Here is a 24588-nt window from a genome sequence, read left to right on the forward strand (position 1 = left end):
CCGATCTTGTAATACACTAACCATGCCATGACGCTGACGCCCTCCTCCGCTACGCCGCACACGATACTGGTTGCCACCAGTTCGGCGTACGACCACGCCGGCCTGGAGCAGACACTGGCGCGCCACGGCTACCATGTGCGCGTCGTCAGCCGCGGCAACGAGGCGCTGGAGGTGGCGCGCAGCGGCGACGTGGCGCTGGCCGTCGTCGATGTGGCGCTGGCCGGCAGCGCCAGCCTGGAGCTCTGTCAACTGGTGCGCCAGTTGTGCGGCCCCCAGGTGCCGCTCTACCTGCTCTCCACCGCGCCCCATCCCGAGGAACACGCGCGCGCGCTCCACATCGGCGCCACCGACTACCTGCCGCTCTCGATGGAGGCGGACGACCTGGCCGAAAAAATCCTGGTACGCCTGCACGCGATATTACCTGCGCCAGCCACGCGCGCGCTGCCCACCATGGCCACGCTGGAAGTCAACTATCACACCATGCTGGCCGGCTCGCCCGACACCATCCTGCTGATGCAGCGCGGCACCAACCTGCTGCTCGACGTCAATCGTCGCGCGCGCCAGCATTTCGGCCTGACCGAGGCGGAGCTGGTGCAAACCGACCTGCCCTCGCTGTGCCCGCCGTTGCAGCCCGATGGCCGCACCTCGAACGCGGTGTTTGCCGAGCAGGTGGCAGCGGTGATGGGCGGCGCCACGCAAATGGTGGCGCTGACCATGCGGCACAGCACCGGCCGCCTGATCGACTGCGAACTGCGCATGGTGCCGCTCAATTCCGGTGAGCACCGGCTGATGCATGTGCGGGTGGTCGATGTCACGGCCCGCAACCGGGCGGCAGCGCTGCGCGACGGCAAGAACAAGCTGCTGGAAATGATCGCCCGTTCGGCGCTGCAGGGCGAGATCATGAAGCGGCTGATGCTGCTGATCGAGTCGCAATCGCCGGATGTCATTTGCACGGTGATGCTGCTGGGTCCGGACGGACGCACAGTGGCAGCCGCAACCGGCCCACGCATGCCGCGCGCGTATCTCGATGCGCTGGTCGGACTGCCCATCGGCCCTTCGGCAGGCTCGTGCGGTACAGCCATGTACCGCCGCGCCACCGTGATCGTGGCCGACATCGACCATGACCCGCTATGGACGCCCTACCGCGAGGTGGCCGCGCGCTTCGGCCTGCGCGCCTGCTGGTCGATTCCCATCATGCAGGACAGCAGCACGGTGATCGGTTCGTTTGCCATGTACTACCGCACCGCGCGCACACCGGCCGACGACGAACTGGACCTTATCGGCACCGCCTCGCACCTGGCCGGGATTGCCATCACCCGCGCCCGGCGCGAGGAAGAATTGCTGCGCCACCGCGAGCACCTGGAAGAGCTGGTGGCGGCGCGCACGCTGGAACTGCTGCAATCGAAGGAGCAGGCCGAGCAGGTCAACGAAGAACTGACGGCCGCGCTGGAAAACCTCAGCCTGACCCAGGAGGAGCTGGTGCGCCGCGACAAGCTGGCCGCGCTGGGCGCGCTGGTGGCGGGCGTGGCGCACGAACTGAACACGCCGATCGGCAACAGCCTGGTCATGGCTAGCACCATGAGCGAACGCACGGCCGAACTGCGGCGCGAGCTCGAAGGCGGCCTGCGCCGCTCGGTGCTGGAAACCTATCTCGACCAGGCCGCCAGCGCCGACCAGGTGGTGCTGCGCAACCTGAACCGGGCGGCAGCGCTGGTGGCCAGCTTCCGCCATATCGCGGTCGATGGCGCCAACTCCCAGCGCAGCCGTTTTCTGCTGGGCGAACAGGTGGGGCATTTACTGCATGCCATGGAAGCCGACCTGCGCCGGCAGGGCGTCACGCTCGAACAGGAAATCGACCAGTCGCTCAAGCTCGACAGCTACGCCACCCCGCTGCTGCAGGCGCTGCGACAGCTGATCGACAACGCCGTGGTACACGGCTTCGGCAGCGGCAAGCTTGGCAAGGCCGGCACCTTGCGGGTGGCAGCCTACGACAGCAGCGGCGGTGGCGACAGCGGTGGCGAGATCGCCATCGACGTCATCGACGACGGCATCGGCATCCCCGGCGGCAACCTGCCGCGCATTTACGATCCGTTCTTCACCACCCGCATGGGCGCTGGCGGTTCGGGGCTGGGCCTGTACGTCACGCACAACATCGTCACTGGCGTGCTGGGTGGTCACATCGACGTGGCCAGCAAGGTGGGGCTGGGCACCCGGTTCACCCTGCGCCTGCCAAAAACCGCACCACTTTGAGGGCGCGGCGATTTGCTGTACTCTTGCGCCATGACTAAATACTTTCTCGGAGTCATAACATTATTGTCGCTGGCTATGACCTGTGGGCAACTTCAGGCCGGGCCGGCGCAGTACTGGCAATGGCAAAGCATCGTCGATGCCAAGGTGCTGACCTGCTCGCCCACGCAACTGGGGCCGGGCTGGAAAAAGTTCCGTGGTCCGTTCAGGGACAGCCGTTGCGAAAAACTGGTTATTATTTACTAAAAAGCCAATAACAACATGGGGACCACCCCGGAGCATCAGCCCATCATTCACATGAGGAGACCGTATGTTCACCAATCCCGAGCAGTTTGCCAACGCCACCAAAGCCCTGTTTGAATTTCAACTGGAAACCTTCAATACCCTGACCGCCCGCGCGGTGCAAGGCGTGGAGCAAGTCGTCGCCCTCAATATGGCCACCGCCAAATCGAATATGGCCGACGGCCTGGCCACCGGCAAGGAAATCAGCCAGGCCGCCGATCCCAAGGCCACGATGAGCCTGGCGGCCGCCAAGGTGCAGCCGGGCGTGGCCGGCGCCACCGCATACAACCAGCAACTGGGCGCCATCATTGCCGACATCCGCGAAGAATTCACGCGCGCCGCCGATGCCCACATGGCCGAAGCCAAGACCAACCTTTCCGCGCTGATCTACGACGTCACCAAGAACGTGCGACCCGGCTCGGAAAACGCGGTGCAAATCGTCAAGGCCGCGATCGACAACGCCTTCACCGGCTACGAGCAGGTGACCAAGGCCACCAAGCAGGCGGTGCAGTCGGTCGAAGAGCAAATCGCCAAAGCCAATGCGCTGGTCGAGCAAAAGGCGGCCGAAGCGGCCAAGGCAGCCGGCGCTGCAGCCAACGCCAGCAACGGCTAACCGACATTTCACTGGGCATTGGCAGCGGAAAGCGATACACTGTACATAAATACAGCCATCGCCTCTCCCTGCCGTGCCCGCAATGACTCCAGTTTTCTCCAATCCGCTCGATAACCCGTTCTACTACCTGGAAAATTTTCACCGGGTACTGACGTGGATCGCCGACCGTTACGACGACCTGCTCACGGCCGACGAGCGCGATTTCCTGCACCGCTTTCCCACCCTGCCCCAGGCCTCGCGGGCCCTGCTGGTACGGATGGTCATGCGCAAGGGCACGGTCTTTCGGGCCAGTAAATTAAGCTATGCCGAAATCGGCGACACCCACGCCGCCGCCCTGCCGCTGGCCGGGCTGGGCCTGATCGAACCCGATCCTCACCTCGACCTCGACCAGCTGTTCGAGCTGCTGCAAAAACCTGAAATCAGCAAAATTTTTCAGCTCGGCGCCAACGTGCGCCACCTGCGCAAGGCCGACCAGCTGGCCGCGCTGCGCGAACAGTTCGGTACGCCGCAGCCGTATTCGCAGTGGTGGCCCGAGTCCGGCGACCACGCCTACCGCAACCTGGTGCAAGACCTGTGCGACCGCCTGCGCCTGATCTTCTTTGGCAACTTCCACCAGGACTGGACCGAGTTCGTGCTGTCGGACCTCGGCATCTTCCAGTACGAAAAGGTGGAGTTTCCGGCAGCGGCGCGCGGCTTTCGCACGCGGCGCGATATCGACGATTTCCTGGCCCTGCACCGCTGCCGCGAACGCTTCGAACTCGGCGAAGACCCGGCCGCCATCATGGCCGACCTGCCCGCCTGCGCCGAGGACAACGAATGGCTGCTCAGCCGCCGCCACAAGTTTACGTTTGCCATCGGCCAGCACCTGGAAAAACTGCGCGACTGGCCGGGCGCACACGCCGTGTATGCCGCATGCCCGTACCCGGGCGCACGCGCCCGCGCCATCCGCGTGCTGGAAAAGGACGAGCAGCCGCGCGCCGCCTTCGACCTGCTGCAGCAAGCCATGGAAGCACCGGAAACCGCGGCCGAACGCCAGCAACTGCTGCGCATGGCGCCACGGCTGGCGCGCAAGCTCGGTCACGCCAAGCCGCCACCTGTGCCGCCCGCCAAACCGCTGCGCATCGACCTGAGCCTGCCATTGCCCACCGAGCACCACTACGTGGAATTCGTCGTGCGCGACCACCTGGCACGCGACGATGCCCCGGTGTACTACGTGGAAAATTCGCTGATCAATTCGCTGTTCGGCCTGCTGTGCTGGGAAGCCGTGTTCTGCCCGGTGCCGGGCGCCTTTTTCCACCCGTACCACCGGGCGCCGGCCGACCTGCACAGCGCCGATTTCCAGCGCCGCCGCGCCGCGCAATTTGACGCCTGCTTCGCCCAGCTCGACAGCGGCGATTACCGCGCCACCATCCGCGCCAACCACGGTGCCAAGCGCGGCATCCAGTCGCCGTTCCTGCATTGGCAGGCGCTCAGCGACGATTTGCTGGACCTGGCGCTCGACTGCATTCCGCCCGTGCACCTGCGCCGCGCCTTCGAGCGCATCCTGCAAGACATCAAGGCCAACCGCACCGGATTCCCCGACCTGATCCAGTTCTGGCCCGCCGAGCGGCGCTACACGATGATCGAAGTCAAAGGTCCGGGCGACCGCCTGCAGGATAACCAGCTGCGCTGGATCGACTACTGCGCCACGCACGAGATGCCGGTGGCCGTGTGCTATTTGCAATGGGCGGCCTGACATGGAAACTACCGGCACCTACACCATCGCCGTGCGCGCGCTGTGCGAGTTCACCGCCAAGGCGGGCGACCTCGACCTGCGCTTCACGCCCTCGCCCACGGCGCAGGAAGGCATCGCCGGCCACGCGGTGGTGGCAGCACGCCGCGCCGACGGTTATGAGACCGAGATTTCGCTGTCGGGAGATTTCGGCCCGCTGCACGTGCGCGGCCGCGCCGACGGCTACGACCCGCGCACCAACCGCCTCGAAGAGGTCAAGACCTATCGCGGCGACCTGGCGCGCATGGCAGACAACCAGCGCCAGCTGCACTGGGCGCAGGTAAAAATCTATGGCTACCTGTTTTGCAGCAATCGCGGGCTCGACACCATCAAGCTGGCCCTCGTGTATTTCGACATCGCCAGTCAGAAGGAAACCCGCCTGCAGGAAGAGTACAGCGCGCTGGACCTGCAGGAATACTTCCAGCAGCAGTGCGGCCTGTTCCTCGACTGGGCGCGGCAGGAACTGGCGCACCGCGCCGCCCGCGACGAACAGCTGAAAGCGATGCGCTTTCCGCACGCGGACTTCCGACCGGGCCAGCGCCAGCTGGCTGAAGCCATGTACAAGGCCAGCAACCGCCGCGTATGCTTGCTGGCGCAGGCGCCCACCGGCATCGGCAAGACCGTGGGCAGCCTGTTCCCGATGTTAAAAGGCGCGTGCGCGCATGGCGTCGATAAGGTGTTTTTCCTGGCTGCCAAAACCTCGGGCCGGCAAATGGCGCTCGACGCGGTGGACGTGATCCGCCACGGCGCCCCGCTGCTGCCGCTGCGCACGCTGGAGCTGGCATCGAAGTCGACCGCCTGCGTCAACCCGGACAAGGCCTGCCATGGCGAGTCGTGCCCGCTGGCCAGGGGGTTTTATGACCGCCTGCCGGCTGCGCGCCAATCGGCGCTCGATATCACCAACCCGCCGGCCGACGGCGCGGCGTTTTTATCGCTCGACCGCGAAACCTTGCGCGCGGTGGCGCTGGCCCACGACGTCTGTCCGTACTACCTGGGCACCGAACTGGCGCGCTGGTGCGACGTGGTCATCGGCGACTATAACTATTATTTCGACCTGAGCGCCATGCTGCACAGCCTGACGGTACTGAACGACTGGAAGGTCAGCGTGCTGGTGGACGAGGCGCACAACATGGTGTCGCGCGCGCGCAAGATGTATTCGGCCGAACTCGAACATGCCAGCCTGCGCCTGCTGCGCAAGACCGCGCCGCCCGAACTGAAAAAGCCGCTCGACCGCGTGCACAAGCTGTGGAACCAGCTCGAAAAAGAGCAGGACGTCGACTATAAATCGTACGCCACGCTGCCTGAAAAATTCATGATCGCGCTGCAAACCACGGCTGCCGCCATCTCCGACTACATGGCCGAGCATCCCACCCACCACGATCCCGAACTGCAGGAGTTTTATTTCGGTGCGCTGCTGTTCGGGCGCCTTGGCGAATCGTTTGGCGACCATGCGCTGTTCGATATCGAAAAAACCGAGGGCGCGCGCGCCAGCCATGCCGATTCGCTGCTGTGCATCCGCAACATCGTGCCGGCGCCGTTTTTGAAACCGCGCTTCGACAGCACTCACACCACGGCGCTGTTTTCGGCCACGCTCAGTCCCTGGAATTATTTCGGCGACATGCTGGGCATGCCCGAGTCCACCGCGTGGGTGGACGTGGAGTCGCCGTTCGTGGCCGAGCAGTTGTCGGTGCAGGTGGCGTCGCACATCTCCACCCGTTACCAGCACCGCCAGCAATCGTTGAAGCCGATTGCCGCGCTGATGGGCGAACAGTACCTGCGCCAGTCCGGCAACTACCTGGCGTTCTTCAGCAGTTTCGATTACATGGAAAAGGCGGCCAATGCGTTTGCCGAGCGCTACCCCGACGTACCCACCTGGCGCCAGTCGCGCCGCATGGACGAAGCGGAACGCGCCCACTTCCTGGCGCGCTTCACGCTCGAGAGCCGGGGCATCGGTTTCGCGGTACTGGGCGGCTCGTTCGGCGAAGGCGTCGATTTGCCCGGCGCGCGCCTGATCGGCGCGTTTGTCGCCACGCTGGGCCTGCCGCAAATCAATCCCGTCAACGAACAGATCCGCCTGCGCATGGACGCCATCTTCGGCGCCGGCTACGACTACACCTACACCTACCCCGGCATGCAGAAAGTGGTGCAGGCAGCAGGCCGCGTGATCCGCACCCAGTCCGACCAGGGCACCGTGTTCCTGATCGACGACCGCTTCGGCCGCCCCGAGATCCAGGCGCTGATGCCGGCGTGGTGGAGTATCGATACGGCGGCGGTACCGGTGGTATCGGCCTGACGAATTCCGGCGCGTTACTGAAAGTGCTGCTGGCGCAGGTCTTGATCAATGACTGCGCGGCAAGACGACGCGCCTGGCGCTGCCACAGCGTCGATGCGCAGCGCTAGAAACGCCGGGGGCAGCCTCCCATCAGCGGTTGGCCGAAGCTGGCGTGGCCAGAGCCCGCCGCGCTGTTGGCGCTCATACTGGCCTTGTCTGGATAAAACAAACAATACTCGCCTAGCGCGGTGATGATGCGGTAAATGCGCCTGGGGTCGTTGGGCGCGCTGAACAGCTCTATCTTTGCCGACTCGAACCATTTCGGTTTGACCGCCGCACTGGCCTCGGCAAAGCCCCGTTCCAGGCGCGCCTGCGGTGTATCGAGCGGCGCGGCGATCAGCTTGCGTTCGCCGGCGCGCAGCTCGCGGTCGATGGCGCCGACAGCCTTGAGCGCCTGCTCGCGCACATCGGCGGGTAGTGCTGCGGGCCCAGGTTGCGCGGCCAGCGGATCGACGTAGGTCGTCTGCTCGGCCGGGGCAGCGGCGGGTGCTGAGGCTGTCGAAGTTGTTGCGGTTGTTGAAGTTGTGGCGGTTGTTGAGGTTGTTACGGCTGTTGAAGCTGCCGCTGCTGCCGACGCTGCCGGCATTTGGGGCGTAGTGGGCGTTGCGGGCCGCGCGGATACTGGCTTCGGTGGCCGGGCATCCGATGCCTCCGGCGCAACTGGAGCAGCCGATGACATCGGACTGGCCGCCTGCAAACGCTGCTGCACTACCGGACTTGGCACGGGTTCAGGCATCGGCAAGCGTTGCGCTGGCTGCACCCTCAGCGTGGCAGCGACCGGCGCTGCGGCCAACGGCAGCAGCTGTATCCACACCCGGCGATCGCTTGAAACTGGCACCGGCACCGGCCGCATGGCCAGCCATAGCAGCGCCAGGTGCAGCGCCACCACCATGGCCGCTCCCGCCGCCAGGCGCGGACGCCGATCCGCATACGTCGTGTAGGCGGCAAAGGAAATCGGTGCGGAGAGTGCCGTCATGGTGTGCCTGGTGCGTTAGCCACAATAAATCCAGGCGCAATTGTACTTTTCTCAAGTGCCGGGTCCGGCGCCGTTCGCAGCGTCCCGCCAGGCGCTACCTACAGCAGCGCCGCGCGCACCTTTTGATAACCGCTGCGGCTGACCGGCAACCGGCTGCCGTCCTTGAGGATGGCGACGTGGCTGTCGCGCGTAGCCTGCTCGATACGATCGATACGGCCGATGTTGACGATGCACGAGCGGTGGATGCGCAGGAAGCGCGCACCGTCGAGCTGCTCTTCCAGCTCCGCCAGGCGCTGGCTTTTCAGATAGTCCTTGCCGTCGGCGCGGATGCGCACGTAATCGTCCTGTGCTTCGATGTAGTCGATCCGATCGCAGGCCACCACGTGGACCCTGGCGCCGTCGCGGATCAGCACCCGGTCCAGCGGCTGCTTGCGGCTGGCGGCGTCGCGCACCATTCGTTCGATGGCGGCGTCGCCAGTGCCTTTGGTAATATTGGCGCGCGCGTGGGCCAGCGCCTGGTCCAGCCGCTGCTGGCTGAAGGGTTTGAGCAGGTAGTCGAGCGCGTGGAATTCGAACGCCTTGATCGCGTACTGGTCGAACGCGGTGGCGAAGATGTAGCGGGTGTGGTTGCCGGCCAGTTCGGCCACCTCGAAGCCGTCGAGCTTGGGCATCTGGATGTCGAGCAGCACCAGGTCGGGCGCCAGCTCGGTGATGGCTTTTACCGCCTCGAAGCCGTTGGCGCATTCGCCGACGATCTCGATATCGGCATGCGCACCGAGGTACTCGCGCACCACCGCGCGCGCCAGCATTTCATCGTCGACGATCAATACCCGCATCTGCTATTCCCTGTCGTCTGTGGTGTGCGCCGGCATGGCGATGTCCACGTTGAAGTTGTTGTCCTGGCGGCCCCACCGGATGCTGGCCTCGTGTTTGTAGGCGCGGGCCAGGCGCTGGCGCACATTGGCCAGGCCGATGCCGCTGCCGCCCGTGTCTGCGTGCAGATCCTCGTCCACCGGATTGTCCACCCGGATGTGCAGCAGCGAACCGGCGCGCTGCGCCACGATGCGGATCACGCCGCCCTCGGGCAGGTTGCAAATGCCGTGCTTGACGGCGTTTTCCACCAGCGGCTGGATCAGCATGGGTGGCACCAGGCAGGACTGCGCCGCGTCGTCCACCGCGCACTCCACCCGTAGCCGGTCGCCGAAGCGCACCTGTTCGATTGCCAGGAAGTGCCGGATCAGCACCAGTTCCTCGCCCAGCGTGACCATCTTGTGCGCTTCCATGCCCAGGCTCTGGCGAAAGAAGCTGGCCAGCTCCAGGGTCATGCGGCGCGCGGCACCGGCGTCGCAGGAAGTGAGCGCGCTGATCGAATTGAGGCTGTTGAACAGGAAGTGCGGATCGATCTGGGTGCGCAGCATGCGCAGTTCGGCCTCCTGCGCCAGCAGTTGCGATTCGAGTTCGCGCCGCTCGGCGCTCCTGGCCCGCACGAATTCGATCACCAGGTAGTGCACCGCCGCCGCGCAGCCGTAGAGCAGTATGCCCAGGCCCACGATCAGCGCCGAGAGCTGCGGCGTGAGCACGATGCCGGCCCACGCCAGGTCTGGCAGCGCGGTCACCGCATTCCACAAGTGCCCGGCCAGCAGCCACAGCACGCCCGATACCACCGCTGCCACCGTCAGCACTGCAGCGACGGTGCCGGCCGGGCGCGCACCGAGCGGGTAGGCGCGGCACAAGTAGTAGGCGGAGTAGCCGGCCACCAGCGCATAGACCATGTTCAGCGGGATCGCGAACAGCATAGCGTTGGCCAGCGGCGTATCGCTGGTCAGCGCTATCACGCCACCGAGCGCCAGGCCGAAGAACAGCCACACCACCATGTAGATGGCGGCGCCGCGACGGTTCGAGAACGCTGCGAGCATCGTGGTACGGGCCTGCTAGTTGCGCACTTCCAGGCCGCCGAGGATGGCGTAGCCGCGCACGACCAAGCGCTTGCCGGTGCCGGCGGGCGGCGCGGTCTTTTCTTCGAAGCCGCCGATGATCGCGGTACCCTCCATCACCACCACCCAGTCCACCGGCACCTTGATGGTGATGCCGCCAGCCAGCGAGAAGATATTGAGTACGGCATCGCCCTCGATCGAGGCCTGGCGCAGGTCGAGATCGGCGCTGCCGAGGATGGCGGTCACTTCGCCGCCGCGAAAATTCTGCGTATTCACGCGCCGGTTGGACGTGCCCACTACCGAGACGAAGTTGATGACGTCGTCGCCGTCGGCGCCGCGCTGCGCCTTGACGTATTCGTCGCCGGGCGCCTGGAACGCGGCCTTGGGATCGTCGCCGCCGGCCCAGTCGCCGCTGTTGCCGGTGCCATTGGCGGCATTGCTGGCTTTATAGACGATGCCAATACCAACAATGATCAGTACCACGGGCCAGATATCGCGCCAGTCGAAATCGAGGAAGCCGATGCCGCGCAACACGCCGATGCTGCCCACGCAAACCAGCACCACGCCCACCACGTTGCCGGAATTGGTACGCGTGTGGGTAAGCTTGAGGACCCCGGCCAGCAGCAGCGCGGTGGGCACCAGCAGGCGGCGGAAATCGAGGTCGATCCAGCCCAGGTTATCGACCAGGAACAGCAGGCCGATGACGACCACCAGCAGGCCCAGCACCATTTGCGCCTTGGGATTGGTTTTGGCGATGCGGCTCATTTTTGCTCCTTGTGGGCGTCGAAGATATTTTCCAGCAGGGGGCGCAGCAGCAGGCCGACGCCGCAGGCGACGATCAGCGCCGGCCAGGTGTCACCGAAGCCCCAGCCCCAGATGCGGTTGAACGATACGTACCACCAGCCGGCAAAGAAAAAACTCCACAGGCCGCTGAGCAGGTAGGCTGGCGTGGTGGGCGGAATCACTTGCGTCAGGCCGCTGATCACCAGCAGCCAGGGCCAGTAGCGCCACAGCTCGGACACGCGCAGATCGAGGTCGATCAGGTCCGCGCGCTGCAACAGCACGACCACCCCCACCACGATCAAGCCGATGCCCCACACCAGTTGCTGGCGCCATTTATAAACGGTTTCCACATTCATGTTCGGTTCCCCCTTGTGACATGACCATCACAATAACGGGGAATCGCCAGCCGGCAAACCACAAATCGGCGAATGACGGAAATGCCCCGGTGAACGGCGTTCAGGCGAAAAAAAACCCACACCGCCGGTGGCGGGTGGGTGGATTTTCATATGCAGGCTGCTGAACTTAGCGGCGGGAGCGGGAATTGACCTTGACAGGAATGAGCGCAGGTTCAAACAACATCAAGCCCCAGCCCAGCTGACGGCGAATTTCCTCGGGCGTTGGCGGCGGTTTGAACTCACGCGCCCGGCGCTCCAACCATGCTCGTACCAAATGCTTTGAAGGATGCAAAGTCTGCGACATGTCCATCTCCCGAAAGTGTAGTGAAGCATCGGGGGCCTCGCAAAACCGTAGCGAGCGGTTTGCTATCGTCTCGAGTAGCGGAAGCGTACTCAGGTACGCTGAGCAACGCAGAGGCGATAGCAGGCCGCGCAGTAGGTTTGGCGAGCCCCAACCAAAAAATTCTGGTGCCGGTACTTGAGGCTACCGGCTTACCTGCTGCCGAGCGACATCTGCAAGAATGCGCTCCAGGCACGCGCAGCCACTATAGCGTGGCGCTGCCGCATACTCTGTACGCGGCCTCACACTATTGATTTGAAAACCGCGCCGTAGGTTTTCACAGTTTTTGTTGGAGAAAATCGAGGAAGCAACCGATGCGCCGCGCCAGTTGCGTGTTGCGGTAATAGACTGCGTGGATCTGCTGGCGGTAGCCGGTGTAGCTGTCCTCGAGCACCTTGACCAGGTGGCCATCGGCGATGTCGGCGCGGGTCATGAAGTCGGCCAGGCACACGATGCCCTGCCCGGCCAGCGCCAGCTGGCGCAAGGTCTCGCCGCTGGAGGCGGACAACGACGGCGTGACGGCCAGGCTGTTGCCGTTGGCGTGTTGCAGCGGCCAGCTGTTGCCCTGCTCGTACTGGGCAAAGCCCAGCAACGAATGGCCGGCCAGGTCTTCCGGCGTGCGCGGCACACCGTGCCGCGCCAGGTAGTCGGGACTGGCCAGCACGTACAGCGGACTGGCGGACAGCGCCCGCGCATGCAGGGTGGAGTCGGGCAGCGTGCCGATGCGGATCGCAATGTCGGTGCGGTGCTCGATCAGGTCGGTGATCTGGTCATTGCTGCTCAATTCGAGCCGGATCTCCGGATACAAGGCGCGGAATTCCGCCACGTGCGGCACCACGCAATGGAGCATGAACGGCGAGGCCGCATCCACGCACAGGCGTCCGGCCGGCTGCTGGCGGCGGATGCGGATGGTTTCCTCGGCTTCTTCCATGGCGCCCAGGATGGCGCGCGCGCGTTCGAGGAACAACTGGCCTTCTTCGGTCAATTCCATGCGGCGCGTGGTGCGCGTGAGCAGCGAGGTGGCCAGCTTGTCCTCGAGCCGCGACAACGCCCGGCTCACGCCCGACGTGGTCTGGCCCAGGTGCACCGAGGCGGCGCTGAGGGTGCCGCTGTCGATCACGGTGATGAAGGTTTTCAGATCGTCCGAATTAATGTCCACTTGGTTCAACTCTACTTGATTGATCGTTCACGCCACGTACAACAGCACGGCGGCAAAGTGGCAGGCGCTCCCGCCCAGCACGAACAAGTGCCACACGCCGTGGCCGTAGCGCCATTTGTGATCGGTCACGAAAAAAGCGATACCCACCGTGTACACCAGGCCGCCTCCGGCGATCCACAGGAAGCCGTCCAGGCCCAGCGCCGCAATCAGCGGGCTGGCGCCAATCACGCCCACCCAGCCCATGGCCACGTAAATCACCAGCGACAGGATGCGCTTGCCCTTGGCGAACCACAGCTCCTGCACGATGCCCACCAGCGCCAGCCCCCACACCACGCCGAACAATGACCAGCCCCACGGTCCGCGCAGGCTCACCAGCGTAAACGGCGTATAGGTGCCGGCGATGAGCAGGTAGATGGCGCAGTAATCCATCTGCCGCAGCACGTCCTTGGCGCGGCCGCGCAAGCTGTGATACAGCGTGGAGACCAGGTACAGCCCGAACAGGGTGGCGGCAAAAATGCTGAAGCTCACCACTTTCCAGGGGTCGCCGCTGCGCGCGGCCAGTACGATCAGAACAATGCCACCTGCCGCCGCCAGGGCTGCACCCACCGTGTGGGTAATGCTGTTGAAGCGCTCTCCGTAATACATAGGGCTTCCGATGCTGGTAAAGCCGACCATTGTATAGCGCGCCGCCTGCCGCGATACTTAGCAAAAACTTAATGGTAGCACATAAAAAATTTATTCAAAGCAATGTTACAAACTGCGACACTATCGCTTGACGATTGCGCGACAAGTGTCGCAAAATAACCCCACTCGTCGCAAAACAGGAAAAGTCATGTCCAATCCCATCCCGTCGGTCAGCGAACTGACCTTGCTCAAGGCGCTGTGGAAGCAGCAACCGCTGAGCGCCCGCGAAATCCACGATGCCGCCGCCGACGAACTGGCGTGGTCGTTCTCATCGACCCGCAAGACCCTCGACCGCATGCTCGACAAGGACATGATCGCGGTTCACGTCATGCACGGCGTCAATGTGTACAGCGCCCGGCTCGACAAGGTCGGCACGCTGGCGGCGTTCGCCCACGACTTCGGCCGCCGCGTAATGGAACTGGACGCACCGCTGCCGGTGGCGATGTTCACCGGCAGCAAGCTGGTGGACCAGCAGGAGCTGTCCCGGATTGAGCAAATGCTCAACGACTGGCCCGACGACGAGGCGGAACAGCCATGAGCACGCTGACGATGGCAACGCCCACGCTGCTGCTGTGGCAATGGCTGCTGGCCTGCTTCGGCTGCGTGCTGGGCGGCCTGCTGGTGCATGCGGCGCTCACACTGGCAGCACGCGCCTGGCCGGCCCTGCGCGGCCAGCGCCTGGTGTGGCTGGCCGCGCAAGCCGTGGTAGCCGCGGTGACGCTGCTGCCGTTTCTGCCGGCGCTGGACCGGGCCATGGCGCCAACGTTGACTGTCGTCGTGCCCGCGCCGCTGGCCCCGGCGCTGCGTTCGTCAACCGTCGGCACCGGGGCCATGCCCGCCGCGGTCAATGCGCCGCCAACCGCTTTCACTGCTGCCATAGGTGTGGTTGCCGATACCAGAATCAGGGCCGGTGCGAGCGCTGATACTACCGTTGCCACGCCTGCGACTGCGACTGCGACTGCGACTGCGACTGCGACTGCGACAGTCAATACCGCGCCATTCACCATTACCGCAGCGGCGCTGCTTGCCTGGGTACCGTTGCTCTGGGCCGTCATCTACTGCGCCGGCCTGGCCTGTGCCGTGCGGCGCCTGGTGCGCGCCTGGCGGTTGTGGCGCGGCCTGCTGGGCGGCGCGCGGCGTCTGTCGCGGCAGGCGCTGGGTGCGCACGGCGGCTTCGACGCGCGCCAACTGTATGACATCGCCCGCCATCGCGTGACGGTGATGGAAACCGATGCGGCGGTCTCGCCGATGCTGGTGGGCGCCTGGCGGCCGGTGCTGCTGCTGCCACGCCACCTGCGTGATTTTCCCGTGATCGAGCAACAGATGGTCATCGCCCACGAACTGCAGCACCGCCGTGCGCGCGATCCCTGGCTGCTGGGCGTGTCGGCCCTGGTACAAACGCTGTTGTGGTTCAATCCTGCGCCACGCTGGTTCGGCGCGCGCCTGGCCTGGGCGGTGGAACTGGCGTGCGACCGCCGCGTGCTGGCCGGCCGCCCGCCGCAGCAGCGCAAACAGTACGCTGGCGCGCTGCTGGCCCAGTGGCGCGCGCAACTGCTTGCGCCGCCTGCAACCGCCCTCGCCTTTGGCGGCGCCGATGCCCACACGGTGGGCGAACGCATCGAACAGCTGCGCCACGCCAAGCCTGCGGCGCTGCCAGTGGCTGGCGCGTGGACCGTGGCGGCAATGCTAATCGGCGTGCTGACTGGTAGCGCATTGCTGCGCCCTGCACTGGCGGTAAGCACTCTGCCGACACTGCCGGTGAGTACCTTGCCGGCGCTGGCTGGACCTGTTGCGTCGCCAACTGCGCCAGTCGCGCCAACCACATCGGTCACCTCGGGCACCGCATCCAGTCCGGCCACATTGACCACCTCGGTCACCGCAGGCACGCCAGCCACGTCAACTCCCCCGGCACGCCCCACCAACCCATCGATTGCTGCCGGCCTAGTCACTGCATCCACCGCGCCAGCCGCTTCGGCGTCAACGTCGGCAACCATCGCCTGGCACAACCCGCTCGACAAAATGCGTGTCTCCGGCTTTTTCGGCGTGATGCGCAGCGTTTCGCCACGGCCCAACCAGGGTCTCGACCTGCCGGCGCCGGTGGGCACGCCGGTGCGCGCAGCTGCCGCCGGCACCGTGCTTGCCGCCGGCAAGCTGGACGAAAACAATGGCCGCTACGGCACCACCGTCGTCATCGCCAGCGGTGATGGCAATGAGGTCACCCAGGCGCTCTACGCCCACCTGGACACCACGGCAGTGCAACCAGGCGCGAAGGTGACAGCGGGCCAGGTCATCGGCACCGTCGGCGTAACCGGCTTTTCCACCGGCCCGCACCTGCACTTCCAGCTGCGCCAGAACGGCCGGGCCATCGATCCAGCCACCGTGCTTGGCGGCCTCGACCAGCATGCGACCAGGCGCGCACTCGCCGTGCGGCGCCAGCAACTGGGCTACTAACTCCCCATAACCGTCCCTGCATCCGCCACCCGACCGGTGGCGGACAGGACTCCTATCGTCCGCGTTTTGGCGATCCGTTTCAAGAACCCCGCACAGGAACCACCATGTCACTTCCGATACTGGCCGCCAGCATGCTGCTGGCCGCGCCATCCACGCCCGCCACGCCCATCGTTGCCGAAGCACCGCAGCAGATCGAAATCACCGCCGCCCGCGCCGACGTGCGCCAGCGCGAAACCACCACCGCCATCGTCGTCACCCACGCCGAGCTGGTACGCCAGGGCGATCAGACCCTGGCCGACGCCCTCAAGCGCCTGCCCGGCATCAGCGTCTCGGGCGTGCCCGGCCAGGGCGGCGAGATCAGCATGCGCGGCCTGGGCAAGGGTTACACCCAGATCCTGCTCAACGGCGAGCCGGTGGCGACCGGTTTCTCGCTCGACTCGGTGGCGCCCGAGATGATCGAGCGGGTGGAAATCCTGCGCAGCGCCACGGCAGCGTCGAGCAACCAGGCGGTGGCCGGCAGCATCAACATCATCCTGAAAAAGGCGGCCAGGCGCGGCCAGCGGTCGCTGGCCGCCAGCGCAACCCGCCGTGGCGGCACCACGTCGCCCACGCTTACCGCGCAGTTGTCGGACCAGGCGGATAACCTCTCGTACAGCATAGCCGCCACGCTGTCGCGCCAGCGCACCGAGGAAGCCATCGCCGACGACGAAACGCTGACCGACGCTGACGGTGTGGTCACGCTGCGGCGCCATACGCCGCAACCAAAGTCCATCCGCAACGACAATTTGACCTTGACGCCGCGCGTGAGCTGGACCCTGGGCGGCGGCGACACCCTCGCCTGGCAGGGCTTCGCCAACTTGCGCCACTTCGATGTGCGCAACCGCGCCGACGAACAAACGCTGGTGGGCAGCGCCAGCGAATTTCCGCATTTTGTGTCGGACTACCACGCCCGCATCACCATGCTGCGCAGCGACCTGCAGTGGAACCACAATCTCGCCAACGGCGACAAGCTCGAAACCAAATTGGGCGCCAACAGCAACCGCCGCAGCACCGGCTACGATTTTTATGGCATGGACGCGAACGGCGCGCCGGCCGTGCACCGCCACGTCGATGCCGGTCCCACCGAAACGGCTGTGACGTTCACCGGTACCTGGCGCCACCCGGTGGGTGCGCGCCACGCGCTGGCGATCGGCTGGGACGCCAGCCGGGCGCGCCGCGACGAAGACCGCAGCGAAACCATTTTCGACGGCGCCGGCATGCAGACAGAGGCCAGCAACGCCGACTACAGCGCCGTGGTCAAACGCCTGGCGCTGTTCGCGCAAGACGAATGGGAAATATCGAAACAGTTTTCGGTGTATGCGGGACTGCGCCACGAGCGCCTGCAAACGGCCAGTCGTGCGCTGGCGGCCAATTCGCCCGATGCGCTCGATGTCACGTCGGCCGTGTGGAGTCCGTCGCTGCAGGCGCGCTACGCACTGCCGAACCGGGACGTGCTGCGCCTGGCGCTGGCGCGCACGTACAAGGCGCCGACGCTGGCCAAGCTGGTGCCGCGCCGCTACACCATGGACAATAACAACAACCCGACCAATCCCGACGAACAAGGCAACCCGCAGCTGCGCCCGGAGCTGGCCTGGGGCCTCGATGCCGCCTACGAGCGCTACCTGGGCGATGGCGCCCTGGCCAGCGTGAGCGTGTACTGGCGCCGCATCCGCGACGTCACGCAAACCCGCCTATTCCAGGAGGGCAGCGTGTGGGTGGAGACGCCGTTCAACAACGGCAACGCCAGCGTGTATGGCATCGAACTGGAAGCGAAGCTGCCGCTGCGTCGCCTGCTGGGCTGGACGGCGGCGCCGGCGGTGGACCTGCGCGCCAACCTGGCGCGCAACTGGTCGCACGTGGACAGCGTGGCCGGCCCCCATAACACGCTCGAAGAACAGGTGCCGGTCACCGCCAATCTGGGCGCAGACTACAAGCTGCCCGGCGGCGCCTGGACCGTCGGCGGCGACTTCACCTACAAGGGCGGCGTCACCACGCAGCGATCGACGCAGCTGCGCCTGGGCACGTCGCCAGGCCGCCAGCTGGACCTGTATGCACTGTGGAAGCTCGACGCCCAAACCCAGCTGCGCGTGTCGGGATCCAATCTGCTGCACCAGCAGTCCCGCGACTGGCAGCAGTTCCAGGCCACCGGCCTGCGCGCGCGTTCCACCATCACGCCCACCAGCGCGGCCGTGCGCGTGATGGTGGAACACCAGTTCCGGTAGCCGTGCTGTGGTATGGTTTCACCCATGACCACAGTACCGACTTCCCCCGCCCGCACCGATCAACCGTACCAGCGCTGCATGATCATGGGCGGCGGCGGTTTCCGCTTCGGCATCTACATCGGCATGTATGCCGCACTGCGCGAGGCGGGCAAGGCGCCCGACGTGATCGTGGCCAGCTGCGGCGGCGCGATTGCCGCCGCCATCATCCACAATCTGCCGGAGCCGCAGGCGCAGCGCGACTGGCTGGCGTCGCGCGCCATGTACGACTTCTGGTGCGGCCTCAAATCCACGCGCCACGCGGCGCTGCTGGCCACGCTGGCGCGGGCGGCGCGGCGCACACTGTCGTCGGCGCGCGCGCCGGTGATACCCGACCTGTTCGGCGACTTCCTGTTCGACATTCCGTCGCAGCTGCCCTTCCCCACCCCCGCCGGCACGCCGGAGGTCGATGTGGCCATCATCGGCGGCAAGCTGCTGTTCGATGCGCACGAGGTGGGACGCCCGCGCGGCCAGCGCAAGCTGTTTGCGGAGACCGTATTTTGCGGCGAGCGCGCGGCTGCCGCGCTGCGCGGCATGGCGTCGCCGTTGGCCGATCCGCGCTGGGGCGAACACGCCGTGGCGCCGGAGCTGCTGATCGACAGCGGCGTGCCGATTACCGAAGCCGCGCGCATCTCGATCGCGGACATGATCTACTTCCGCTGCCGCCAGTACCAGGGCGCGGAATACATCGGCGGGGTGCTCGACCTGTTCCCGGTCGAGATCGCGCGCCAGCTGGGCACAGAAGTGGTGATGGAGTTCAAGGAGGCGTTCGACCAGGTGTTTTCAATCCCGGCCTGGCGCTCGGTGCTGGGCCTGAACGGCAATGCGCGGCTGCGCTACGCCAACACGTACCTGGCCGACTTGCGCATCGATTCGTCCGATATCTCGAAGGCGCTGGCGCGCCAGCAATTGCAGCAAAAGCTGCACTGGAGCCGCAACCGCATCGAACTGGCGATGCCGCCCACGTACGACATCTTCGTGCAGCACGCGCGCGACCAGTGGCAATACGGCTACGACCGCGCCCGCGAGGCGCTGGCGCACCCGATCGGCCGCCACCCGGACGTGCGCCGCGCCACGCGCTACAGCCGCCCTTTCAGCAATCAATAATACTATTTACACATCTCGCGCCAGGATTCCTCGAATTCGTCCTGCGGCATATCCTGCGCCAGCATGGTCAGTTCGCGCGCCACCGAAATATAGCGCTGGTAGCCGAGGTAGGCGCCAAACGCATCCTTGGCATTGACCTCGCCGCATGGCGCGCCGCCCTTGCCGATGAACTGGTTGCGAAACTGCGCCGACGCCGGTTCGCGGATTTTCTCGCGCACGTATTTCTCGCCCATGGCAATCACCGCGCTCGCTTCGCGCTGTTTTTTTTGCGCGCGGGTTTCGCCGCAGCCGGCCAGAGCCAGCATGGCGGCCACCGCCAGCAGCCCGGCCACATGCCGGCGCAAGGTGTGTAAAAAATTCATATGGTTGCTCATCTTGTTCATGATGCCAGATACACCCCACTTAACGCATCACCCCTCGGCATTGTTGACAACCACCGACTTTGTTAAACTGACCAGCTTTATAGCACTGCAACTGGAGATCGACCGCATGTCACACAACCTTCCCGACCGTCTGGTACGCACCGTACAAACCCTGCTGGCCTGCACCATGTTGTTGGGCAGCTATGCGGGGGCAGCAGAAAAGCTGGCCAATGTCACCATCCTGGCTACCGGCGGCACCATTGCCGGCAGCGGCGCCAGCTCCACCACCACGGTCGGCTACACCGCCGCCACGGTCGGCGTCGATACCCTGATCAAGGCCGTGCCGGAACTGTCGAAAGTGGCGCAGGTAAAAGGCGAGCAGGTGTTCCAGATCGCCAGCGAGAACATGACCAATGAGCATTGGCTGGCGCTGGCCAAGCGCGTCAACACGCTGCTGGCGCAAGCGGACGTCGATGGCATCGTCATCACCCACGGCACCGATACCCTGGAAGAAACCGCGTATTTCCTCGACCTGACCGTCAAGAGCAAAAAGCCGGTGGTGCTGGTGGGCGCAATGCGTCCCGGCACGGCGCTGTCGGCCGACGGTCCGATCAACCTGTACAACGCGGTGCTGCTGGCCGCCAGCAAGGACGCGGTCGGCAAAGGCGTCCTGGTGGCGTTGAACGACCAGATCCACAGCGCGCGCGATGTCAGCAAGACAAACACCTCCACGCCGGACAGCTTCAAGACGCCGGAACTGGGCCTGCTCGGCTACATCCAGGGCAGCAAGCCATATTTTTACCGCGCATCCACCCGCAAGCACACGGTTGACGCCGAGTTCGACGTGAGCAAGCTGACCACCCTGCCGCAAGTCGATATCGTCTATGGCTACGCCAACGTCGGTCCGGTGGCGCTCAATGCGCTGGTGGCGGCGGGCGCCAAGGGCATCATCCATGCGGGCGTGGGTGACGGCAGCCTGGCCGCCACGGTAAAACCGGCGCTGGTGGCCGCGCGCAAGCAGGGCGTGGTGATCGTGCGCGCCAGCCGCGTCGGCCAGGGCATCCTGGCGCGCAACGGCGAAGCCAACGACGACGAACTCGATTTCGTTGCGGCCGACACCCTGAGCGCGCAAAAGGCGCGCATCCTGCTGATGTTGGCGCTGACCAAAACCGCCGACACCAAGGCCATCCAGCAGATGTTCTATACCTATTGATTCATGGGTAGTCCGGCCGCCGCATCTGGAACAGGCTGGCGGGCGTGATCTCGAAGTAATCGGCCGGGCCGCCGGCGCGCAGGATGGTCTGCGAGCCGGCCGTATCGTAAATGCCATCGCGCAACAGTGCCTGCGCGATGTGTACCCCCACCACCTCCCCCATCACCAGCCACGTATTGGTGGCGTCGCCCGATGCGCCTTGCAGGCGGATGATCTGGCTGCACTTGCATTCGAACGACACCGGGCTCGCTGCCACGCGCGGCACGCCAACGATGCGCGACGGCGCCGTGGCCAGGCCGGCCAGCGCAAACTCGTCCACCTCGGGCGGCGCCGCTGCGCAGCTGGCGTTCATGGCCTCGGCCAGCGGGCGCGTGGCCAGGTTCCAGACGAACTCACCGGTTTCCTCGATGTTGCGCAGGGTATCCTTGCGGCCGATGCTGGCAAAGCCGATCAGCGGCGGCGTGTAATTAAAGGCGTTGAAAAAGCTGTAGGGGGCCAGGTTGAGCACTCCGGCAGCCGATTGCGAAGAGATCCAGCCGATCGGGCGCGGGCCGACAATGGCGTTGAACGGGTCGTGCGGCAGGCCGTGGCCTTGTGCGGGCTGGTAGAAATAGCGGTCGTCCATGATGCTCCTGGAAAGTCGGCGCCGGGCGGCGCCACCACGTATTCTGGCATAAGCCGTAAACGACTGCGGGGCGGGCACTTGCGCGCCCGCCCCGCAGGGAATCACAACCAGCCAGGCTTACGCTTGCTTGGCAGCCTTGCGACGACGTGCCACCACGCCCAGCAGACCCAGACCGGCGATCATCATGGCGTAGGTTTCGGCTTCTGGCACCGGTGCCATGGCCAGGTTGACGTTCGACGAGTACGAACCGCCGCCCGCGCCTTGTACCAGGCCGTTCACGGACAGGTAGTAGCTGCCGGCGGTTAGGCCGTTGGCGTTGAATTTCCAGTAGTCTTCGGTGCCCACGCCCGAACCCAGCACGTTGGTGCCAGCGTAGGTGGAGATAACGGCTTGCGTTACCGGATCATATTTCACCAGGCTGAAGCCGTTGATGACCAGATCCTGGATCGGATTGGTGCTCAGGAAGGTCGAGCTCAAGGTGCCGGAAGCGTTATAGTTGCCGTTCAGGGTGAACGTGAACTTGTCGCTGAAAACGTTGGAAACCTGATCGGCGTCGAAGGTGTTACCGACCACGGTCTGGAAACCGCCTGCCTTGTTACTGACCAGAACAGCCGCTTCCGTGTCCCCCACGTTTGCTGCGAAGGCCGACGAGGTCATTACGCTGGCGCCCATGATCATCGATGCGATCAGGATATTTTTGAGTTTCATAGTCATTCCGTTGAAAGATTGTTAGTTGGCGTTCCGGTACGCAGCACCGGTGACAAGATAGTAAGCTAGTTGTAGCGGAATCAACTGTTAGTTACCTAACATAGTGATCACTTTTGCAAATTAGTTGGCCTCCTGGACACTTTTACATAAAACACTTGTTGTTAACAGATTCTGTGGATAAGCCTGTTAACAAGCCACAGCACCCAACTTCAAGTAGTTGTTTTTAAATGGAAATTTTGCCTTGCGTAAATTTAACGCAGCGAAAGTTATCCACTGACATTACACTAGGCAAGTTTGTTGAACCGACCACAGGAAGACCATGAACCACCGCCTGCATACCATTGCCCTCGCCATCGCGCTGCTGGGCAGCATCGTTACCCCGGCCCAGGCCGCCGACGAACCTGCCGCCTCCACCGTCGCCAGCGTGCGCGAGCAATACACCAAGTACGAATACCGCATCCCGATGCGCGACGGTACCCGCCTGTTCACCGCCGTGTACGTCCCCAAGGACGCCAGCCGCCGTTATCCGTTCCTGATGGAACGCACGCCGTACAGCGCTGGCGTGCATGCCGATGATGAATTGCACTACGGCGTCGATTTCTATCCCGCGCGCCTGGGCCCGTCGCCCGAATTCCAGCGCAGCGGCTATATCTTCGTGCAGCAGGACGTACGCGGCCGCTATATGTCGGAAGGCAAATGGCAGGAAATGACGCCGCACGTGAACCCGCGCCGCGCCAAGGGCGAAGGCAATGAAAGCGAGGACATGCACGATACCGTCGAGTGGTTGCTGAAAAATGTTCCCAACAATAACGGCAAGGTGGGCATCCTGGGGATTTCCTACCCGGGCTTTTACACCTCGGCCAGCATCATCGATTCGCACCCGGCCATCAAGGCTGCGTCGCCGCAGGCGCCGGTGACCGACCTGTACATGAACGACGACTCGTACCATGGTGGCGCCTTCATGCTGGCGGCCAATTTCGACTTCTACGCCGCCTTTGTCGAAGCCCAGAACCCGACCCCGCTACCGAAGAGCTGGAGCAACTTCGACTACGGCACCCCGGACGGCTACGACTTCTTCCTGTCGCACCTGACGCTGTCCAACATCACCGACACCATGACGGCCTCCCAGCGCGCATTGCTGATGCCGACGATTGGCAACTGGACCTATAACGACTTCTGGAAAACCCGCAACATCGCGCCGCACCTGAAAAACATCAAGGCGGCAGTGCTGACCGTGGGCGGCTGGTACGACGCCGAGGATTTACAAGGCCCGCTCACGACCTACCACGCCATCAAGCGCAATAATCCGGCGATCTACAGCGGCCTGGTGATGGGGCCATGGTCGCACGGCGCCTGGCGCCGCTACGACGGCCAGAGCCTGGGCAGCGTGCAGTTCGGCGCCAGGACCGGCGAGTACTTCCGTAAAAATATCGAGTTTCCGTTCTTCGAGCAGCACCTGAAAGGCGTGGCCAATCCCAGCAAGGCGGAAGTACATGCCTTCGAGACCGGCAGCAATGTCTGGCGCGAATACGCGGCCTGGCCACCGAAGCAGGCGCAGACGCGCACCTTGTACCTGGGCGCCAACGGCACACTGGCCTGGCAACAGCCGGCGGCCGGCGGCGACGGCTTCGACGAATACGTGGCCGATCCGCGCAAGCCGGTGCCGTACACCGGCTATCCGGCCATCGGCGTGCCCAAGGAATACATGGTGGGCGACCAGCGCTTTGCCTCGAGCCGCACCGACGTGCTGACGTACCGCAGCGAGCCGCTGGACGAAGATGTGACCTTGAGCGGTCCAGTAAAACCGCGCCTGTTCGTCTCCACCAGCGGCACCGATGCCGACTGGATCGTGAAGCTGATCGACGTCTATCCCGACGACTACCCGGCGGCCGGCAAGCCCGACGGCCCGCGCACCGATGTCGAGAAACCGGCCATTCCCATGGCCGGCTACCAGCAACTGGTGCGCGGCGATCCCTTGCGCGGCAAGTTCCGCAACGGTTTCGAAAAGCCGGAGCCGTTCACGCCCGGCAAGGTCGAACCGGTCAATTTCAGCATGACCGACATCAACCACACGTTCCGTCGCGGCCACCGCATCATGGTGCAGATCCAGAGTTCGTGGTTCCCGCTGGTGGACCTGAACCCGCAAACCTTTGTCGATATCCCCAAGGCCAGGCCCGAGGATTTCCGCAAGGCGACCCAACGCGTGTACCGCGCGCCGTCGATGTTTTCGGGCATCGAGGTGCAGGTGCTGCCCGGTCCCCGCTAAGCAACCAGGCCAGAAACCGGTGCGTTTGCGCCAGTTTCTGGCT

Annotated in this window: 22 protein-coding genes; 11 read left to right on the forward strand and 11 right to left on the reverse strand. The window is 64.7% G+C overall.

Going from position 1 to position 24588, the window contains the following annotated elements; all coding sequences use genetic code 11:
• Positions 1–27 precede the first annotated feature (27 nt).
• The 5 genes from F8197_RS06890 (at position 28) to F8197_RS06910 (ending at position 7206) form a co-directional block, all read left to right on the forward strand.
• Entirely contained in the window at positions 28–2250 is a 2223-nt protein-coding gene (locus tag F8197_RS06890; protein ID WP_152881256.1) for an ATP-binding protein, read from the forward strand.
• Between the two features lie 30 nt (positions 2251–2280).
• Positions 2281–2493, forward strand: a complete 213-nt coding sequence (locus F8197_RS06895; protein ID WP_056138500.1) for a hypothetical protein — start codon at positions 2281–2283, stop codon at positions 2491–2493.
• 64 nt (positions 2494–2557) lie between these two features.
• Complete coding sequence (locus F8197_RS06900; RefSeq protein WP_152881258.1) at positions 2558–3142, forward strand: phasin family protein; 585 nt, start codon at positions 2558–2560, stop codon at positions 3140–3142.
• Positions 3143–3224: 82 nt separating this feature from the next.
• A complete protein-coding gene (locus tag F8197_RS06905; protein ID WP_152881260.1) occupies positions 3225–4877 on the forward strand; it encodes a VRR-NUC domain-containing protein in 1653 nt (550 codons plus the stop codon).
• Position 4878: 1 nt separating this feature from the next.
• Positions 4879–7206 carry an ATP-dependent DNA helicase gene (locus F8197_RS06910; protein ID WP_152881262.1) on the forward strand — a complete coding sequence of 776 codons (2328 nt, stop codon included), beginning with the start codon at positions 4879–4881 and terminating at the stop codon, positions 7204–7206.
• A gap of 103 nt (positions 7207–7309) precedes the next feature.
• Here F8197_RS06910 and F8197_RS06915 read toward each other — a convergent pair whose 3' ends face one another.
• From F8197_RS06915 to F8197_RS06945, 8 genes are all read right to left on the reverse strand, one after another.
• On the reverse strand, positions 7310–8221 hold the full coding sequence (locus F8197_RS06915) for a hypothetical protein (protein ID WP_152881264.1): 912 nt from the start codon (positions 8219–8221) through the stop codon (positions 7310–7312).
• A gap of 98 nt (positions 8222–8319) precedes the next feature.
• Positions 8320–9057 (reverse strand): LytTR family DNA-binding domain-containing protein, encoded by a 738-nt coding sequence (locus F8197_RS06920; RefSeq protein WP_152881266.1) that lies wholly within the window; start codon positions 9055–9057, stop codon positions 8320–8322.
• 3 nt (positions 9058–9060) lie between these two features.
• Entirely contained in the window at positions 9061–10137 is a 1077-nt protein-coding gene (locus tag F8197_RS06925; RefSeq protein ID WP_152881268.1) for a sensor histidine kinase, read from the reverse strand.
• Between the two features lie 15 nt (positions 10138–10152).
• On the reverse strand, positions 10153–10920 hold the full coding sequence (locus tag F8197_RS06930; protein WP_152881270.1) for a LiaI-LiaF-like domain-containing protein: 768 nt from the start codon (positions 10918–10920) through the stop codon (positions 10153–10155).
• Entirely contained in the window at positions 10917–11294 is a 378-nt protein-coding gene (locus F8197_RS06935; protein ID WP_019922170.1) for a LiaI-LiaF-like domain-containing protein, read from the reverse strand. The genes F8197_RS06930 and F8197_RS06935 overlap by 4 nt, the downstream gene beginning before the upstream one ends.
• A gap of 166 nt (positions 11295–11460) precedes the next feature.
• Positions 11461–11637, reverse strand: coding sequence for a hypothetical protein (locus F8197_RS28540; protein ID WP_193333369.1), 177 nt, complete (start codon positions 11635–11637; stop codon positions 11461–11463).
• A 313-nt stretch (positions 11638–11950) separates the two neighbouring features.
• Positions 11951–12832 (reverse strand): LysR substrate-binding domain-containing protein, encoded by an 882-nt coding sequence (locus F8197_RS06940; protein ID WP_373996809.1) that lies wholly within the window; start codon positions 12830–12832, stop codon positions 11951–11953.
• A 27-nt stretch (positions 12833–12859) separates the two neighbouring features.
• Entirely contained in the window at positions 12860–13477 is a 618-nt protein-coding gene (locus F8197_RS06945) for a hemolysin III family protein (protein WP_152881274.1), read from the reverse strand.
• 187 nt (positions 13478–13664) lie between these two features.
• Between F8197_RS06945 and F8197_RS06950 the strand changes: the two genes are divergently transcribed.
• The 4 genes from F8197_RS06950 (at position 13665) to F8197_RS06965 (ending at position 19371) form a co-directional block, all read left to right on the forward strand.
• A complete protein-coding gene (locus F8197_RS06950) occupies positions 13665–14054 on the forward strand; it encodes a BlaI/MecI/CopY family transcriptional regulator (RefSeq protein WP_152881276.1) in 390 nt (129 codons plus the stop codon).
• Positions 14051–15967, forward strand: a complete 1917-nt coding sequence (locus F8197_RS06955; RefSeq protein ID WP_152881278.1) for a M23/M56 family metallopeptidase — start codon at positions 14051–14053, stop codon at positions 15965–15967. The genes F8197_RS06950 and F8197_RS06955 overlap by 4 nt, the downstream gene beginning before the upstream one ends.
• 104 nt (positions 15968–16071) lie before the next feature.
• Positions 16072–18228, forward strand: coding sequence for a TonB-dependent siderophore receptor (locus tag F8197_RS06960; protein ID WP_152881280.1), 2157 nt, complete (start codon positions 16072–16074; stop codon positions 18226–18228).
• Positions 18229–18252: 24 nt separating this feature from the next.
• Positions 18253–19371, forward strand: a complete 1119-nt coding sequence (locus F8197_RS06965) for a patatin-like phospholipase family protein (RefSeq protein WP_227012138.1) — start codon at positions 18253–18255, stop codon at positions 19369–19371.
• Positions 19372–19373: 2 nt separating this feature from the next.
• Here the strand turns inward: F8197_RS06965 and F8197_RS06970 are convergent, their stop codons facing one another.
• Positions 19374–19733 (reverse strand): hypothetical protein, encoded by a 360-nt coding sequence (locus F8197_RS06970; RefSeq protein WP_227012139.1) that lies wholly within the window; start codon positions 19731–19733, stop codon positions 19374–19376.
• 127 nt (positions 19734–19860) lie between these two features.
• Here F8197_RS06970 and F8197_RS06975 point away from each other — a divergent pair, with 127 nt between their 5' ends.
• On the forward strand, positions 19861–20946 hold the full coding sequence (locus F8197_RS06975; protein ID WP_152881284.1) for a type II asparaginase: 1086 nt from the start codon (positions 19861–19863) through the stop codon (positions 20944–20946).
• 1 nt (position 20947) lies between these two features.
• On the opposite strand, the gene F8197_RS06980 is transcribed toward F8197_RS06975, so the two are convergent.
• A complete protein-coding gene (locus F8197_RS06980) occupies positions 20948–21571 on the reverse strand; it encodes a flavin reductase family protein (RefSeq protein ID WP_152881286.1) in 624 nt (207 codons plus the stop codon).
• A 117-nt stretch (positions 21572–21688) separates the two neighbouring features.
• Complete coding sequence (locus F8197_RS06985) at positions 21689–22279, reverse strand: FxDxF family PEP-CTERM protein (protein WP_019922160.1); 591 nt, start codon at positions 22277–22279, stop codon at positions 21689–21691.
• A gap of 319 nt (positions 22280–22598) precedes the next feature.
• On the opposite strand from F8197_RS06985, the gene F8197_RS06990 reads away from it, so the two are divergent.
• Entirely contained in the window at positions 22599–24545 is a 1947-nt protein-coding gene (locus F8197_RS06990; RefSeq protein WP_152881288.1) for a CocE/NonD family hydrolase, read from the forward strand.
• The last annotated feature ends 43 nt before the right edge of the window (positions 24546–24588 follow it).

This window comes from Duganella sp. FT27W (assembly GCF_009295655.1).
Classification (GTDB): Bacteria; Pseudomonadota; Gammaproteobacteria; order Burkholderiales; family Burkholderiaceae_D; genus Rugamonas; species Rugamonas zoogloeoides.

Bases quoted from the DNA above. Each gene is read 5' to 3' on its own strand.
- F8197_RS06915 (WP_152881264.1), bottom strand. From the start codon at position 8,221: ATGACGGCACTCTCCGCACCGATTTCCTTTGCCGCCTACACGACGTAT.
- F8197_RS28540 (WP_193333369.1), bottom strand. From the start codon at position 11,637: ATGTCGCAGACTTTGCATCCTTCAAAGCATTTGGTACGAGCATGGTTG.
- F8197_RS06990 (WP_152881288.1), top strand. From the start codon at position 22,599: ATGAACCACCGCCTGCATACCATTGCCCTCGCCATCGCGCTGCTGGGC.
- F8197_RS06970 (WP_227012139.1), bottom strand. From the start codon at position 19,733: ATGAATTTTTTACACACCTTGCGCCGGCATGTGGCCGGGCTGCTGGCG.
- F8197_RS06925 (WP_152881268.1), bottom strand. From the start codon at position 10,137: ATGCTCGCAGCGTTCTCGAACCGTCGCGGCGCCGCCATCTACATGGTG.
- F8197_RS06895 (WP_056138500.1), top strand. From the start codon at position 2,281: ATGACTAAATACTTTCTCGGAGTCATAACATTATTGTCGCTGGCTATG.
- F8197_RS06980 (WP_152881286.1), bottom strand. From the start codon at position 21,571: ATGGACGACCGCTATTTCTACCAGCCCGCACAAGGCCACGGCCTGCCG.
- F8197_RS06900 (WP_152881258.1), top strand. From the start codon at position 2,558: ATGTTCACCAATCCCGAGCAGTTTGCCAACGCCACCAAAGCCCTGTTT.
- F8197_RS06930 (WP_152881270.1), bottom strand. From the start codon at position 10,920: ATGAGCCGCATCGCCAAAACCAATCCCAAGGCGCAAATGGTGCTGGGC.
- F8197_RS06920 (WP_152881266.1), bottom strand. From the start codon at position 9,057: ATGCGGGTATTGATCGTCGACGATGAAATGCTGGCGCGCGCGGTGGTG.
- F8197_RS06985 (WP_019922160.1), bottom strand. From the start codon at position 22,279: ATGAAACTCAAAAATATCCTGATCGCATCGATGATCATGGGCGCCAGC.
- F8197_RS06965 (WP_227012138.1), top strand. From the start codon at position 18,253: ATGACCACAGTACCGACTTCCCCCGCCCGCACCGATCAACCGTACCAG.
- F8197_RS06935 (WP_019922170.1), bottom strand. From the start codon at position 11,294: ATGAATGTGGAAACCGTTTATAAATGGCGCCAGCAACTGGTGTGGGGC.
- F8197_RS06950 (WP_152881276.1), top strand. From the start codon at position 13,665: ATGTCCAATCCCATCCCGTCGGTCAGCGAACTGACCTTGCTCAAGGCG.
- F8197_RS06890 (WP_152881256.1), top strand. From the start codon at position 28: ATGACGCTGACGCCCTCCTCCGCTACGCCGCACACGATACTGGTTGCC.
- F8197_RS06960 (WP_152881280.1), top strand. From the start codon at position 16,072: ATGTCACTTCCGATACTGGCCGCCAGCATGCTGCTGGCCGCGCCATCC.
- F8197_RS06955 (WP_152881278.1), top strand. From the start codon at position 14,051: ATGAGCACGCTGACGATGGCAACGCCCACGCTGCTGCTGTGGCAATGG.
- F8197_RS06910 (WP_152881262.1), top strand. From the start codon at position 4,879: ATGGAAACTACCGGCACCTACACCATCGCCGTGCGCGCGCTGTGCGAG.
- F8197_RS06975 (WP_152881284.1), top strand. From the start codon at position 19,861: ATGTCACACAACCTTCCCGACCGTCTGGTACGCACCGTACAAACCCTG.
- F8197_RS06905 (WP_152881260.1), top strand. From the start codon at position 3,225: ATGACTCCAGTTTTCTCCAATCCGCTCGATAACCCGTTCTACTACCTG.
- F8197_RS06945 (WP_152881274.1), bottom strand. From the start codon at position 13,477: ATGTATTACGGAGAGCGCTTCAACAGCATTACCCACACGGTGGGTGCA.